This window comes from Xanthomonas bonasiae, from assembly GCF_017163705.1.
GTDB classification, from domain to species: Bacteria; Pseudomonadota; Gammaproteobacteria; order Xanthomonadales; family Xanthomonadaceae; genus Xanthomonas_A; species Xanthomonas_A bonasiae.
In genome coordinates this window covers 249,110-264,856 of sequence record NZ_JAFIWB010000004.1, presented here as the reverse complement: position 1 = coordinate 264,856, position 15,747 = coordinate 249,110, and the positions used below count along the sequence as shown (strand labels likewise).

Below are 15,747 nucleotides of genomic sequence, written 5' to 3'. Positions count from 1 at the left end.
TCGCCGAGTTCGGCCGCGGCAACTTCGACGCGCCGCTGGCGCAGCTGCCCGGCAAGAAGGCCTTCATCAACGACACCATCGAGCGCGTGCGCGGCAACTTCAAGCAGCTGATCGCCGAGATCAACCGCATGTCCGCCGAGCACGACAGGGGCGACATCGACGTGATCATCGACACGGCCAAGCTCGAAGGCGATTTTCGCGCCATGGGCGACGGCATCAACCGGATGGTCGGCGCGCATATCGCGGTCAAGAAACTGGCGATGGGCGTGGTCGCCGAGTTCGGCCGCGGCAACTTCGACGCGCCGCTGGCGCAGCTGCCCGGCAAGAAGGCCTTCATCAACGACACCGTCGAGCACGTACGCGGCAATTTCAAGCACCTGATCGCCGAGATCAACCGCATGTCCGCCGAGCACGACAAGGGCGACATCGACGTGGTCATCGACACCGCCAAGTTCGAAGGCGACTTCGGCGCGATGGGCAACGGCATCAACCAGATGGTGGCCGCGCACATCGCGGTCAAGAAGCTGGCGATGGGCGTGGTCGCCGAGTTCGGTCGCGGCAATTTCGACGCGCCGCTGGCGCAGCTGCCCGGCAAGAAGGCCTTCATCAACGACACCATCGAGCAGGCGCGCGGCAACCTGCGCAGCGTCGGCGACGTGATCAAGGTGATGGGCGCGGTCGCCGACGGCGACCTCAGCTGCAAGGTGCAAGGCCGCTACGAAGGCGCCTTCGCCGACATGCAGCGCTACGTCAACGCCACCATCGACAAGCTCACCGGCATCGTCAACGAGGTCAACGGCAACGCCGCCACCCTGGCCAGCGCCTCCGAGCAGCTGTCGGCCACCGCGCAGTCGCTGAGCCAGGCGGCCAGCGAGCAGGCGGCCGGCGTGGAGGAGACCAGCGCGTCGCTGGAGCAGATGACCGCCTCGATCTCGCAGAATTCGGACAACGCCAAGGTCACCGACGGCATGGCCGCCAAGGCCTCGCGCGAAGCCGCCGAGAGCGGCGAGGCGGTGCGCGCCACGGTCGCGGCGATGAAGGAGATCGCCCGGAAGATCAGCATCATCGACGACATCGCCTACCAGACCAACCTGCTCGCGCTCAACGCCGCGATCGAGGCCGCGCGCGCCGGCGAGCACGGCAAGGGCTTCGCCGTGGTCGCCGCAGAGGTGCGCAAGCTGGCCGAACGCAGCCAGGTCGCCGCGCACGAGATCGGCGACGTGGCCGGATCCAGCGTGGACCTGGCGGAAAGCGCCGGGCGCCTGCTCGACGGAATGGTGCCGTCGATCCGCCGCACCTCCGACCTGGTGCAGGAGATCAGCGCCGCCTCCGAAGAGCAGACCTCCGGGGTGGGCCAGATCAACTGCGCGGTGGTCCAGCTCAACCAGACCACGCAGCAATCCGCCGCCAACGCTGAAGAATTGGCCGCCACGGCCGAAGAAGTAAGCAGCCAGGCCGAACAACTGCAGATGCTCATGAACTTCTTCAAGACCAACCCCAGCGCCGCCGCGTCCGCCCCGACCCCGTTGCCGCGGCGCGCGCCGGCACCGGCAGCGCGGGCGCCGCGCCTGCGCGCCTTCGCCGGCAGCGTCCCGGCGGCGGCGCGGCTGGACGAAACCGCCTTCGAAACCTTCTGACCCCGCAACAGCCCACCGGAACCGGCCGCAAGGCCGGGTGCGCCACCCCAACATCCATAGGTACACCGTCATGTCCAACGCCATCTCACTCTCCACCAAGCTATGGACTGGCTCCTGCATCGCCGTGCTGCTGCCGTTGGCAGCCAGCGCGGCCGGCTTCGCGCTGGCGCTGCCGCCGGGCCAGATCCTGGCGCTGGCCGTCGCCGCGGCGGTCCTGGGCGGCGCGGCGCTCGCCTACGCCGCGCATGCGATCTCCCGCTCGCTGCGCATCGCCACCACCACCCTGACCCGCTTCGCCCGCGGCAATTTCGAGGTGGTGATGCCGACGGTGCGCAACGACCAGGCCTGCGAGATCCTGCTGGCGCTGCGCGAAGTGCAGTCCGGCGTGCGCCAGATCGGCGACGAGATCGGGCGCATGACGCGCGAGCACGATGCCGGCGACATCGACGTGGTCATCGACGGCCAGCGCTTCGAAGGCGACTTCCGCACCATCGCCGAGGGCATCAACCGCATGGTCGGCGACCACATCGCGACCAAGAAGAAGGCCATGGCCTGCATCGCCGAATTCGGCCGCGGCAACTTCCAGGCGCCGCTGGAGAGCTTCCCCGGCAAGAAGGCGTTCATCAACGACACCATCGAACAGGTACGCCGCAACCTGCTGGGGCTGATCGCGCAGATGAACCACATGTCCGCCGAACACGACGCCGGCGACATCGACGTGACCATCGACAGCCAGCGCTTCGAAGGCGATTTCCGCAGCATGGCCGACGGCATCAACCGCATGGTCGTGGGCCACATCGCGGTCAAGAAGCTGGCGATGGGCGTGGTCGCCGAATTCGGCCGCGGCAACTTCGATGCGCCGCTGGCGCAGTTGCCCGGCAAGAAGGCATTCATCAACGACACCATCGAACAGGTGCGCGGGAACCTGCGCGCGCTGATCCGCGACACCAATCTGCTGGTCGACGCCGCCGGCGCCGGGCGCCTGGACGTGCGCGCCGAGGCCGGCCAGCACCACGGCGATTTCCGCCGCATCGTCGACGGCATCAACCAGACGCTGGACGCTGTGATCGGCCCGCTGAACGAAGCGCGCCTGGTGCTCAAGGCGATCGAGGACGGCGACCTGACCCGCACCGCCAACGTGCCGTGCCAGGGCCAGCTGAAGGAACTGTGCGACAGCATCAATGGCACCGTCGCGCGCCTGGCGCAGGTGGTCGGCGAGGTCAACATCAACGCCGAAGCGCTGGCCAGCGCCTCGGAGGAAGTCAGCGCCACCGCGCAGTCGCTGAGCCAGGCGGCCAGCGAGCAGGCCGCGGGCGTGGAGGAAACCAGCGCGTCGCTGGAGCAGATGACCGCCTCGATCGCGCAGAACACCGAGAACGCCAAGATCACCGACGGCATGGCCGCCAAGGCCGCGCGCGAAGCCATCGAGGGCGGCGAAGCGGTGCGCTCCACGGTCGCGGCGATGAAGCAGATCGCGCAGAAGATCGGCATCATCGACGACATCGCCTACCAGACCAACCTGCTGGCGCTGAACGCGGCGATCGAGGCCGCGCGCGCCGGCGAGCACGGCAAGGGCTTCGCGGTGGTCGCCGCGGAAGTGCGCAAGCTGGCCGAGCGCAGCCAGATCGCCGCGCAGGAGATCGGCGACGTCGCCACCTCCAGCGTCGAGCTGGCCGAGAACGCCGGCAAGCTGCTCGACCAGATGGTGCCGTCGATCAAGCGCACCTCCGACCTGGTGCAGGAGATCACCGCCGCGTCCGAGGAACAGACCTCCGGCGTCGGCCAGATCAACGCGGCGGTCGGCCAGCTCAACCAGACCACCCAGCAGGCTGCCTCCAATTCCGAGGAGTTGGCCGCCACCGCCGAGGAGATGAGCAGCCAGGCCGAGCAGCTGCAGCAGCTGATGAGCTTCTTCCGCACCAACCAGGTGACGGCGCCGCGGCGGCCGGTCGCGGTACCGCGCGCCAGCAAGAAAACGGCGCCTGCGCGGACACGCACCTTCAGCTACGGCGAGGGCGGACTGGCGCTGGTGACGTCGCCGGACGAAGTGCACTTCGACAGTTTCTGATCCGACGCCACGTCCAGTCCCGCAGTTGCCGACGATCGCCGTCCGCTGCCGGGACAACGCCACGCTCTCCAGTCAATCAACAGAGATCACACCCGTGTTCGCAAATATGAAGATCGGTACAAGAATCGGACTCGGCTTCGCCGCAGTGCTGCTGCTAATGCTCGGCATGGGCCTGTTCGCCACCGACAAGCTGGCCCAGGTCAACCAGTCCTCGACCGACATGGCCGAGAACTGGATGCCCAGCATCCGCTACATCCAGCAGATGAACACCAACACCTCCGACCTGCGCGTGGCCGAGCTGCAGCATGTGATCAGCGAGAGCCCGCAGGAAATGGCCAAGCTCGAGCAGGTGATGGACGAGGTACTGGGGCAGTACGCGAGCAATCGCGACCACTACGTCAAGCTGATTTCATCGCCGGAAGAAAAGGCCGACTACGAAGATTTCTCGCGCAAGTTCGATCAGTACCTGGTGCTGCACAAGCGCGTGCTGGAGCTGTCGCGAGGACTCAAGACCAGCGAGGCGATGGCCCTGCTCAATGGCGAACAGCAGAAACTGTTCGACGACTCCTCCAACCTGCTGGACAAACTGGTCGACATCAACGTCAAGGGCGGCGAAGCCGCCAGCGCGCAGGGCGATTCGCTGTACGCCAGCGCGCGCAGCTGGATCATCGCGGTGATCGCGGTGTGCGTGCTGCTCGGCGCGGGCATCTCGGTGTTCATCGTGCGCGGGCTGATGCGCCTGCTCGGCGGCGAGCCGGCCTACGTGGCCGAGATCGCCAACAAGGTGGCGCAGGGCGACCTGGCGCTGGACGTCAAGGTCCGCGCCAACGACAACGGCAGCGCGCTGTATGCGATGCGCAGCATGGTCGAGCGGCTGAAGCTGGTCATCGACGGCCAGCGCCGCGTGGTCCAGGCCGCCAACCGCGGCGATTTCTCCGAGCGCATCGCTCTCGACGGTCTGGCCGGCTTCCAGCGCGAGATGGGCCAGGGCCTGAACGATCTGGTGCAGACCACCGGCGACAGCATCCAGGACGTGGTGCGGGTGATGGGCGCGATGGCCGACGGCGACCTGACCAGGAGCATCGACAAGAATTACGATGGCGCCTATGCGGAGATGAAGAACTACGTCAACGACACCATCGCGCGCCTGTCGCAGGTGGTCGGCGAGGTCAACGGCAATGCCGAGGCGCTGGCCAGCGCCTCGGAGGAAGTCAGCGCCACCGCGCAGTCGCTGAGCCAGGCGGCCAGCGAACAGGCCGCGGGCGTGGAAGAGACCAGCGCCGCGATCGAGCAGATGACCGCCTCGATCGGGCAGAACACCGAGAACGCCAAGGTCACCGACGGCATGGCCAGCAAGGCCTCCAGCCAGGCCATGGACGGCGGCGAGTCGGTCCGCGCCACGGTGCAGGCGATGAAGCAGATCGCGCAGAAGATCGGCATCATCGACGACATCGCCTACCAGACCAACCTGCTCGCGCTCAACGCCGCGATCGAAGCGGCGCGCGCCGGCGAACACGGCAAGGGTTTCGCGGTGGTCGCCGCGGAAGTGCGCAAGCTGGCCGAGCGCGCCCAAATCGCCGCGCAGGAGATCGGCGACGTCGCCAGCTCCAGCGTCGAACTGGCCGAGAATGCCGGCAAGCTGCTCGACCAGATGGTGCCGTCGATCAAGCGCACCTCCGACCTGGTGCAGGAAATCACCGCCGCCTCCGAAGAACAGGCCTCGGGCGTCAACCAGATCAACACCGCGATCGGCCAGCTCAACCAGACCACCCAGCAGGCGGCGTCAAATTCCGAAGAACTGGCCGCCACCGCCGAGGAAATGAGCGGCCAGGCCGAGCAACTGCAGCAGCTCATGAGTTTCTTCAAGCTCGCCGGCGTGGTCCAGGCACGCCGCGCCGCGGCTGCGCCCGCGACCGCGCGCAAGCCGCAGCAGCCGCCCGCGCGTGCCGCGGCCCGCAAGCCGTTCGTGCGTTTCGCCGACAGCCAGCTCGCGCTGGCCGGCGATACGCCGGACGAAGCCCAATTCGATACTTTCTGAGGACCGGCCATGACCGCTCACCCATCGCCCGTACCGTTCGGCGGCACCGATCTCGCTCCCGACCAGTTCCTGACCTTCCTGCTCGGCAAGGAGATGTTCGGCGTCGGCATCCTCGGCATCAAGGAAATCATCGAATACCGCACGCCGACCGACGTGCCGATGATGCCGCCGGCGTTGCGCGGGGTGATCAACCTGCGCGGCGCGGTGGTGCCGGTGGTGGACCTGCAGCAACGCTTCGGCCGCGCCGCCAGCGAGGTCACCAAGCGCACCTGCATCGTCATCGTCGAAGTCGCCAACGGCAACGAGCGCCAGGTGCTGGGGCTGCTGGTGGACGCGGTCAGCGAAGTGCTGGAGATCGCCGCCGCCGACATCGCCCCGGCCCCCGCGTTCGGCGCCGGCATCCGCCGCGATTTCATCCACGGCATGGGCAAGGTCGGCGAGCGCTTCGTGATCCTGCTCGATGCCGATGCGGCGCTGTCCACCCAGGAGTTCGTCGCCATGGCCGGCGTCGAGTCGGGTGTCGAGGAAGGCATGGCCGCCTGAGTTGCCCTCGCGGCGTGGCGCCTGGCGCCGCGCCCAGCCCTCGCCCATCGACGGAATCCGCATGTCGCTCGTCCCCGAAATCGCCACGCTCAGCCAATTCGGCACGGTCCTGGTCGTCGACGACAGCCATGTGCAGCGCGAGCATGCGCTGGCGCTGTGCATGCGGCTGGGCGCGGTGGCGGTGGAGGGCGTGCCGGACGGCCATGCGGCGCTGGCGCGGGTCAGCCAGGGACCGGCGCCGGGGCTGCTGATCGTGGACCTGGAAATGCCCGGCATGGACGGCGTGCAGCTGCTCGATGCGCTGGCCCGCTGCAGCGTGCGCGTGCCGATCGTGGTCGCCTCGCAACGCGGCGCCGCGCTGATCGACTCGGTGCTGCAGGTCGGCCGCGCCAATGGCCTGCAGGTACTGGCCGGCCTGGAAAAACCGCTGCGCGCGGCCGAGCTCGATGCGGCGTTGCAGGCGCACCCGCAGCCGCTGCCGGCCGCGCGCCACGACGCCGGCGCCGGCGACCCCACCGACGCGGCGATGCTGCAAGAAGCGCTGCGCCGCGGCGACATCGAAGTGGCGTACCAGCCCAAGGTGGACATGCGCAGCGGCCAGGTCAGCGGCGTGGAAGCGCTGGCGCGCTGGCGGCATCCGCAGAACGGGCAGATCGCGCCGGACCGCTTCATCGCCCTGGCCGAACGCGAAGGCCTGATCCACGCGCTGACCGCCAGCGTCGCCGACCAGGCGATGGCGCGGCTGGCGACCTGGAAGCAGTCCGGCTTCCGCCTGAGCCTGGCGATCAACCTGTCGCCGTGCCTGCTGCAGGACCCGGGACTGCTCGACGAACTGCATAGCCAACTGCGCCGCCACGGGCTGGTGCCGGCCGACGTGATCCTGGAGATCACCGAAAGCTCGCTGGTCGAGGCCAGCGCGCTGGGCATGCTGGCGCGGCTGCGGCTGCAGGGCTTCGGCCTGTCGCTGGACGACTACGGCACCGGTTTCTCCTCGCTGCAACAGCTGACCCGCATTCCCTTCACCGAACTGAAGATCGACCGCATCTTCGTGCACGACGCGCACCGCAGCCGCAACCTGCGCACCGTGCTGGAATCGGCGCTGGGCATGGCGCAACGGCTGGGCCTGAGCACCGTCGCCGAAGGCATCGAAACGGTCGAGGACTGGCAACTGCTGCAGGAACTGGGCTGCGACCTGGGCCAGGGCTATCTGCTGGCGCGGCCGATGGGCGGCGGCGCGCTGACCACCTGGCTGCTCGAGCACCAGACCCGGCTGCAGGAACACGGCCCCACCGCGGCGCAAGCGCCGCATCACTGACTCCCGGACCATCATGACCAGCACCGACACCATCACCGAGCAGGAATTCGGCAAGTTCCAGCGCTTCATCTTCGACGCCGCCGGCATCACCATTTCCCCGGCCAAGAAGGCGATGCTGTGCGGGCGCCTGGGCAAGCGCCTGAAGGCGCACTCGCTGCAGACCTACACCCAGTACCTGAAGCTGCTGGAAAGCCGCGAAGGCAGCGGCGAGGTGCAGACCGCGATCGACCTGCTGACCACCAACGAGACCTACTTTTTCCGCGAGCCCAAGCATTTCGAACTGCTGCGCAAGCTGGCGAGCGAGCACAAGGGCAACGCGCCGTTCCGCATCTGGAGCGCGGCCAGTTCCACCGGCGAAGAGGCCTACAGCATGGCGATGGTGCTGGACGACACGCTGCAGGGACGCCCCTACGAAGTGGTCGGCACCGACATCAGCACCCGTGTGCTGGCAAAGGCGCGCACCGGCCATTATCCGCTGCAGCGCATCGAGCACATGCCGCCGGCGCTGCTCAAGCGCTACTGCCTGAAAGGCCGCGGCGAATACGAAGGCAGCCTGCTGATCGACCGCAAGCTGCGCGACAACGTGCGCTTCCTGCACGCCAACCTCAACGCGTCGCTGCCCAACCTCGGCCAGTTCGACGTGATCTTCCTGCGCAACGTGATGATCTACTTCAACGGCCAGACCAAGCGCGAAGTGGTCGCGCGGGTGCTTTCCGTGCTCAAGCGCGGCGGCATCTTCTGCATCGGCCACTCGGAAAGCCTCAACGACGTCAACAACGAGGTCGTGCAGGTGGCGCCGTCGGTGTACCGCAAGCCATGAACACCGCTGCCGCTACTCAAAGGAACGACCGATGACGACGACGATCAAGGCCATGGTGGTCGACGATTCGGCGGTAGTGCGCCAGGTGCTGGTGGCGGTGCTCAACGAGGCGCCCGGCATCGAGGTGATCGCCGCGGCCGCCGATCCGCTGCTGGCGATGGACAAGATGCGCCAGCAATGGCCGGACGTGATCGTGCTGGACGTGGAAATGCCGAAGATGGACGGCATCACCTTCCTGCGCAAGATCATGAGCGAGCGCCCCACCCCGGTGGTGATCTGCTCCACCCTCACCGAGAAGGGCGCGCGGGTGACCATGGACGCGCTGGCCGCCGGCGCGGTGGCGGTGGTGACCAAGCCCAAGCTCGGCCTGAAGCAGTTCCTCACCGACTCGGCCGACGAACTCGTCGCCACGGTGCGCACCGCCGCGCGCGCCAACGTCAAGCGCCTGGCCGCGCGCAGCGCCGCGCCGCCGGTGGAAGCGGAGGTCAAGCACAACGCCGACGTTATCCTGCCGGCGCAGGGCGGGCGGCCGCTGGCGCAGACCACCGAGCGGGTGATCGCGATCGGCACCTCCACCGGCGGCACCCAGGCGCTGGAGGAAGTGCTGACCGCGCTGCCGCGGGTCAGTCCCGGCATCGTCATCGTCCAGCACATGCCGGAGAAGTTCACCGCCGCGTTCGCCGCGCGCCTGGACAGCCTGTGCCAGATCGCGGTGAAGGAAGCGGCCAACAACGACCGCGTGGTGCCGGGCCGCGCGCTGATCGCGCCCGGCGGCAAGCACATGCTGCTGCGCCGCAGCGGCGCGCAGTATTTCGTCGAGGTGGTGGACGGGCCGCCGGTGAACCGGCACCGGCCGTCGGTGGACGTGCTGTTCCGCTCCGCCGCGCGCGCCGCCGGCGGCAATGCGCTGGGCATCATCATGACCGGCATGGGCGACGACGGCGCGGTCGGCCTGCTGGAGATGCGCCAGGCCGGCGCGCGCACCGTGGCCCAGGACGAACAGAGCAGCGTGGTGTTCGGCATGCCCAAGGAAGCGATCAAGCGCGGCGGCGCGGAGAAGATCCTGCCGCTGGGATCGATGGCGCGCGAGATCGTGCAGCAGCTCGGCTAACGCCGCTCCGCGGTCGCTAGCTCCTGTAGGAGCGTCTTCAGCCGCGACGGGCATCACCGATGGACCTGTCGCGGCTGATGGAACCTGTCGCGGCTGAAGCCGCTCCTGCAATTTCGCGCCGGTCGGTGCCGCTACAGCTGCGACTCCACCGGCAACCAGCCGATCACCCGCGCCGCGGCACGCCGCCAGATCCCCGCCTCCGGCTCGCGTCCCCAGGTCTGCGGCGGCCGCGCCGCGGCATCGTGCCAGCGCACGACCCCATCCTGCAGCGCCAACCGGTAGCTGACCGGCGCCGACACCTTGGTCCGGTACAGCCGCTCGAGTTCGGCCGCCGCCGCGCGATCGCGGAACAGCAGGCCCATCTCGGTATTGAGATTCATCGAGCGCGGGTCGAGATTGAACGAGCCGATGAAGCCTTCGCGCCCATCGACCACGAACGCCTTGGTGTGCAGGCTGGCGCCGCTGGAGCCGAACAGGCTGCCGCCCGGATCGCCCTGCGGCTTGAGCTCGAACAACGCCACGCCCTGGCGCAGCAGCGGCACCCGGTAGCCGGCATAGCCGCCATGCACCGCGACCACGTCGTTGGCCGCCAGCGAGTTGGTCAGCACGCCCACCGCGACGCCGCGCTGGCGCAGCTGGCCGATCCAGCGCATGCCCTCCTCGCCCGGCACGAAGTACGGCGAGATCAGCGCCAGCTCGCGTTGCGCGCGCGCCATCTCGCCGACCAGCCGCGGCGTCATCCAGTCCGCGCGCGGCGGCGCGCCTTCGGCCTTCTCCGGCGGGTCGGACACGATCGACGCCTCGGCGCTCCAGTGGAGCGGGCGCTCGCCCTCGACCAGGTTGCGCACGCTGGGCGCCTGCCGCAGGCGCTGCACGTAGGGATGCGCACGCGTCGAGCCCAGGCCGGCATCGATGCTGGCGCGCAGCCTGGGCAGCGCCTCCGGTTCGGCCTGCACCAGCGCACCGAGCGGCACCGCGGTGCGGCTGTTCCAGTACGCGTCGAAGATCTGCGCGGCCTGCGCCACCGCCGGCCCGACCACCGCGACATCGGTATCCATGAAATTGGTGTCGCGCGCCGCATCGAAGTATTCGTCGCCGACGTTGCGCCCGCCCACCACCGCCATGCGCCCGTCGGCGATCCAGGCCTTGTTGTGCATGCGCCGGTTGACGCTGAAGAACCGCAGCACCAGCTCCACGCCGCGCATCAGCGTGCCTTCGCGGGCGCGGGTCGGGTTGAACAGCCGCACCTCGATCAGCGGATGGCGGTCCAGCGCGGCCAGCACCGAATTGCTGCCGTGCACGTTCATGTCGTCCAGCAGCAGGCGCACGCGCACGCCGCGGTCGGCGGCGCGCAACAGCTCGTTGTAGAGCAGGTTGCCGGTGAAATCCGCATGCCAGATGTAGTACTGCAGGTCCAGGCTGCGCCCGGCCGCGCGCGCGGCCGCCGCGCGCACCGCGAACGCCTCGACGTTGTCGGGCAGGATCACCATGCCGCTGTGCCCGGGATGCGCCGCGGTCAGCGGCGCCACCACGCGGTCGATCGGGGTCTGCAGTGCGGTCGCCGGCAGGGCGTGGCTGGCCGGCCCCTGCGCGCGGTCGGCGAAGCGGCCGTAGCCGTACAGCGCCGCCAGCGAGGCCAGCACGAACGCGGCCAGGGCGATGCCGCTCCATTTCAGCGCCTTCTTCATCTTGCGGACTCTCCATGACATCGGCGCAGTGTAGGCAATGCCCTGTGTAGGCCGCTGCGCGAACGCGCTCACCCCGAGTTGATGTGCTCCTTGCAGTACAACCGCCGATACGCGGTCGGGGTCATGCCCAGGCGTTGGCGGAAGATGCGGCGGAAATAGCCGCTGTCGCTGAAGCCGGCGCGCTGCGCGACTTCGTCGACGGTGCAGGTGTTCACCAGCAGCAGCTTCTCGGCAAAGGCGATGCGCTGGCGATGGATCGCCTCGGTCAGCGTGGTGCCGAACGCGCGGCGGTAGATGCGGCCCAGGTAGTCCGGGTTGCAATGCAGTTGCGCGGCCAGCGTGGACGCGGTGAGCGCGGTGTGGAACTGGGTGCCGATCAGTTGCTTGGCGCGGTACGCCAGCGCCACGCCGGCACGGTCGGAGTCGTGCGGGTCGGGCCAGGCGCCGGCCACGCATTGCAGCATCGACAGCACGATCGGCTCCAGCATCGGCAGCGTGCGCCGTTCTTCCTGCTCGCTGAGGAACCAGCGGAACAGGCCGACGAAACGCTCCGGGTCGCGGATCGCGCTGCGTTGCGGCATCGACAGCAGCGTCGCCTCGTCCGCGGCGACGGCGGTCGGCGCCAGTTCGAAATGCACCCAGTAGAAGCGCAGTTCGTCGGAGAAGCGGCCCAGGCCGGCGTGTTCGCGGCCCGGCCACAGGATCAGGGTCTCGCCGGGACCGATGTGGAAGTCGTCGTCCTGTTCGCGGATCGACAAGGTGCCGCGCTCGACGAAGATCAGCTCGTAGGACTGGATCACCCGGGTCGGGTGCGCGCCGACCCCGCGGGAAATGAACAGGCCGCCGTTCTGGACCCGGATCGGATAGGCGACTGCGAGTTCGAGCATGTCGGAAGCGTCTCCCCGGCGAGAATGGCACGCTGCACTGCAGCAAATAACGCACGGCATCGCCGCGAGCACCACTGCAGCCATGCAGGTCGGAATCGTACCGTTTTTATACCGCGCCGGCTCTTGTTCCGATGCCGGCGGCATGCGACTTTGCGGTGGCGCCGCCTCCCGCGCCCGCCAGGAACCGTCCCGTTGAATGCGACCGCCGTTGGCCCCGTTGCCGCAGGCGCCGAACAGGCCGCCACGCACCGACTCTCGCGCCTGGAAAAGTTCGGCTATGGCCTGGGCGATGCCGGCGGCACCATTGTCACCTGCCTGATCGCCAACTTCCTCACGTTCTTCTACACCGACGTGTTCGGCCTGACCCCGGCGCTGGTCGGGACGCTGTTCACCGTGCTGCGCATCGCCGATGCGGTGTCCGATCCGCTGATGGGCCTGCTCGCCGACCGCACCCGCAGCCGCTGGGGCCGCTTCCGCGGCTGGCAGCTGTGGATCGCCTTGCCGATCGGCATCGCCTGCGTGCTGACCTTCAGCACCCCGCAGCTGAGCTACGCGGCCAAGGTCGCCTACGCCTTCGCCAGCTATTTCCTGCTGTCGCTGTGCTACACCGCGATCAACGTGCCGTATTGCGCGCTGATCAACAGCATGACCGGCGACCACCGCGAAGTGGTGTCGGCGCAGTCGTGGCGCTTCGTGCTGTGCGGCATCGCCGGCTTCCTGGTCTCGGTCGGGCTGCCGTGGCTGGTGCGGGTGCTCGGCAATGGCGATGCCGCGCACGGCTATCAGCTCGGCGTGGGCGTGCTCAGCGGGCTGGCGGTGGCGATGTTCCTGTGCTGCTTCTTCGCCGTGCGCGAGCGCGTGCCGGTGAGCCTGCTGGGCGAGGCCGGCATCGGCGAACACCTGCGCGGGCTGCTGCGCAACGACCAGATGCGGCTGGTGCTGCTGATGTCGTTCCTGCTGATCAACGTGTTCAACATCCGCGGCGGCGGCTATCTGTATTTCATCAACTACGTGCTCGGCGGCGGCGCCGGCTACACCTCGCTGTTCTTCGCGATGGTGGCGCTGGCCACGGTGCTCGGCGCGCTCGTGGTCAACGCGCTGTGCCGCCGCTTCGATCCGCTGGCCCTGTACCTGCACACCAACCTGGCGCTGGCCGCGCTGGGCGTGCTGCAGTGGTGCATGCCCACCGGGCCGGCGCAGCAGACGCTGTGGCTGGGGCTGATCTTCGTCAACTGCCTGGTGCTGGGCTTCGCGCTGCCGCTGCACTTCTCGATCATGGCCTTCGCCGACGACTACGGCGCGTGGAAGAACCGCATCCGCTCCTCCGGCATCAACTTCGCCTTCAACCTGTTCTGCATCAAGCTGGCCTGGGCCTCGAGCGCGGTGGTGATCAGCTACCTGTTCGTGCGCGTGGGCTACCGCGCCGGCGCCGAGCACCAGACCGCCGCCTCGCTGCAGGCGATCACCCTGCTGGAAACGCTGATTCCCGCCGCGCTGCACCTGCTGCTGGCCGCGGTGATCTACCGCTGCCGCCTGCGCCGGCCGCTGCTGGCCGAGATCGGTGCCGATCTGGCCGCGCGCCCGGTGCACTGACCGCTCCCCTCCTCCTCCCCACAGGATCGCCGCCTCCATGCCGCACTCGCTCGCCCCGCCGCCCGAACTCCCGCTCGACCGCCTGCGCATCGCCGACCCGTTCTGGCAGCGCTACCAGCGCCTGGTGCAGGACGTGGTGCTGCCGTACCAATGGGATGCGCTCAACGACAACGTCGCCGATGCCGAACCCAGCCACGCGATCGAGAACTTCCGCATCGCCGCCGGGCGCAGCGACGGTGCGTTCTACGGCATGGTGTTCCAGGACAGCGACGTGGCCAAGTGGCTGGAAGCGGTGGCCTACCTGCTCGCGCAGCATCCCGATCCGGCGCTGGAGCGCGATGCCGACGCCACCATCGAACTGATCGGCGCCGCGCAGCAGGCCGACGGCTACCTCAACACCTATTTCACGGTGAAGGCGCCGGAGCAGCGCTGGACCAACCTGGCCGAATGCCACGAGCTGTACTGCGCCGGGCACATGATCGAGGCCGGCGTCGCCTACCACCAGGCCACCGGCAAGCGCGCGCTGCTGGACATCGTGTGCCGGCTCGCCGACCACATCGACGCCACCTTCGGCCCCGGCCCCGCGCAGCTGCATGGCTATCCCGGGCATCCGGAGATCGAACTGGCGCTGATGCGCCTGTACGAGGCCACCGGCGAGCCGCGCTACCTGGCGCTGACCCGCTACTTCGTCGAGCAGCGCGGCACCGCGCCGCACTACTACGACGAAGAATACGAAAAGCGCGGGCGCAGCTTCTTCTGGGGCGGCCATGGGCCGGCGTGGATGATCGAGGACAAGGCCTACAGCCAGGCGCACGTGCCGGTCGCGCTGCAGACCACCGCGGTCGGCCACGCGGTGCGCTTCGTGTACCTGTACGCCGGCGTGGCGCACCTGGCGCGGCACAGCGGCGACGCCGAACTGCGCGCGACCTGCGAGCGGCTGTGGGAGAACACCACGCAGCGGCAGCTGTACCTCACCGGCGCGATCGGCGCGCAGAGCTACGGCGAAGCCTTCAGCGTCGACTACGACCTGCCCAACGACACCGCCTACAACGAGAGTTGCGCCTCGATCGGGCTGATGATGTTCGCCAACCGCATGCTGCAGCTGGCGCCGGACAGCCGCTACGCCGACGTGATGGAGCGGGCGCTGTACAACACCGTGCTGGCCGGCATGGCGCTGGACGGGCGCCACTTCTTCTACGTCAATCCGCTGGAAGTGCATCCGCCCACCGTGCACGGCAACCACGGCTTCGACCACGTCAAGCCGGTGCGCCAGCGCTGGTTCGGCTGCGCCTGCTGTCCGCCGAACATCGCCCGCGTGCTGACCTCGCTCGGCCACTACATCTACACCCGCCGCGACGACACGCTCTACGTGAATCTGTACGTCGGCAGCGACGCCGCGTTCGACGTGGACGGGCAGACCTTGACCCTGCGCCAGCGTGGCGAGTACCCGTGGCAGGAACAGGTGGAACTGAGCGTGGATTGCGAGGCGCCGATCGAAGCTGCATTGGCGTTGCGCCTGCCTGACTGGTGCCGTACGCCGCAACTGCAACTCAACGGCGAAGCGGTGGCGATCGAGGCGCATCTGCAGCACGGCTACTGCGTGCTGCGCCGGCGCTGGCAGCGCGGCGACACCCTGCACCTGCGCCTGCCGATGCCGCCGATGCGGGTCAGCGGCCATCCGCGCGTGCGCCATCTGGCCGGCAAGGTCGCGCTGCAGCGCGGGCCGCTGGTCTACTGCCTGGAGCAGGCCGACAACGGCACGCAGCTGCACCAGCTGCGCCTGCCCGCCGACGCGGCGATCCGCAGCGAACCCGGCAGCGGCACGCTGGCCGGCCAGGTGCTGCTGCAGGCCGAAGGCGAACGCCTGCACGGCCACGACGATGCGCAGGCCGACGCCTCGCCGCTGTACCGCTACGACGCGCTGCCGCCGTCGCGACAGGCGCAGACCCTGACCTTCGTGCCCTACTTCGCCTGGGCCAACCGCGGCGAAGGCGAGATGCGGGTGTGGGTGGACGCGAGCGGCGGCGACTGAGCCCGCGCGCCGCCG

11 protein-coding genes are annotated in these 15,747 nt (G+C 68.8%); 9 read left to right on the top strand and 2 right to left on the bottom strand.

All coding sequences use genetic code 11. The annotated features are described in order from the left end of the window. The 7 genes from JR064_RS06920 to JR064_RS06890 form a co-directional block, all read left to right on the top strand. Nucleotides 1-1,637, top strand: a 1,637-nt coding sequence (locus JR064_RS06920) for a methyl-accepting chemotaxis protein (RefSeq protein ID WP_206229226.1), incomplete at its 5' end; no start/stop codon positions are given. Between the two features lie 70 nt (nucleotides 1,638-1,707). Then, on the top strand, nucleotides 1,708-3,705 hold the full coding sequence (locus tag JR064_RS06915) for a methyl-accepting chemotaxis protein (protein WP_206229225.1): 1,998 nt from the start codon (nucleotides 1,708-1,710) through the stop codon (nucleotides 3,703-3,705). A gap of 106 nt (nucleotides 3,706-3,811) precedes the next feature. Then, nucleotides 3,812-5,743, top strand: a complete 1,932-nt coding sequence (locus JR064_RS06910) for a HAMP domain-containing methyl-accepting chemotaxis protein (protein ID WP_241092892.1) — start codon at nucleotides 3,812-3,814, stop codon at nucleotides 5,741-5,743. A gap of 9 nt (nucleotides 5,744-5,752) precedes the next feature. Further along, on the top strand, nucleotides 5,753-6,286 hold the full coding sequence (locus tag JR064_RS06905; RefSeq protein WP_191825681.1) for a chemotaxis protein CheW: 534 nt from the start codon (nucleotides 5,753-5,755) through the stop codon (nucleotides 6,284-6,286). A gap of 55 nt (nucleotides 6,287-6,341) precedes the next feature. Next, entirely contained in the window at nucleotides 6,342-7,601 is a 1,260-nt protein-coding gene (locus JR064_RS06900) for an EAL domain-containing protein (RefSeq protein WP_206229234.1), read from the top strand. A gap of 13 nt (nucleotides 7,602-7,614) precedes the next feature. Continuing rightward, complete coding sequence (locus tag JR064_RS06895; protein ID WP_191825682.1) at nucleotides 7,615-8,421, top strand: CheR family methyltransferase; 807 nt, start codon at nucleotides 7,615-7,617, stop codon at nucleotides 8,419-8,421. Nucleotides 8,422-8,452: 31 nt separating this feature from the next. After that, complete coding sequence (locus JR064_RS06890) at nucleotides 8,453-9,532, top strand: protein-glutamate methylesterase/protein-glutamine glutaminase (RefSeq protein WP_191825683.1); 1,080 nt, start codon at nucleotides 8,453-8,455, stop codon at nucleotides 9,530-9,532. A 131-nt stretch (nucleotides 9,533-9,663) separates the two neighbouring features. On the opposite strand, the gene JR064_RS06885 is transcribed toward JR064_RS06890, so the two are convergent. Both JR064_RS06885 and JR064_RS06880 read right to left on the bottom strand, forming a co-directional pair. After that, entirely contained in the window at nucleotides 9,664-11,220 is a 1,557-nt protein-coding gene (locus JR064_RS06885) for a phospholipase D family protein (RefSeq protein ID WP_206229223.1), read from the bottom strand. A gap of 68 nt (nucleotides 11,221-11,288) precedes the next feature. Then, nucleotides 11,289-12,107 carry a helix-turn-helix transcriptional regulator gene (locus JR064_RS06880; protein WP_206229222.1) on the bottom strand — a complete coding sequence of 273 codons (819 nt, stop codon included), beginning with the start codon at nucleotides 12,105-12,107 and terminating at the stop codon, nucleotides 11,289-11,291. Nucleotides 12,108-12,299: 192 nt separating this feature from the next. Between JR064_RS06880 and JR064_RS06875 the strand changes: the two genes are divergently transcribed. Together JR064_RS06875 and JR064_RS06870 are read left to right on the top strand one after the other, a co-directional pair. Further along, nucleotides 12,300-13,700, top strand: a complete 1,401-nt coding sequence (locus tag JR064_RS06875) for an MFS transporter (RefSeq protein WP_191825686.1) — start codon at nucleotides 12,300-12,302, stop codon at nucleotides 13,698-13,700. 37 nt (nucleotides 13,701-13,737) lie between these two features. After that, nucleotides 13,738-15,732, top strand: coding sequence for a glycoside hydrolase family 127 protein (locus JR064_RS06870; protein WP_206229221.1), 1,995 nt, complete (start codon nucleotides 13,738-13,740; stop codon nucleotides 15,730-15,732). Nucleotides 15,733-15,747 lie beyond the last annotated feature (15 nt).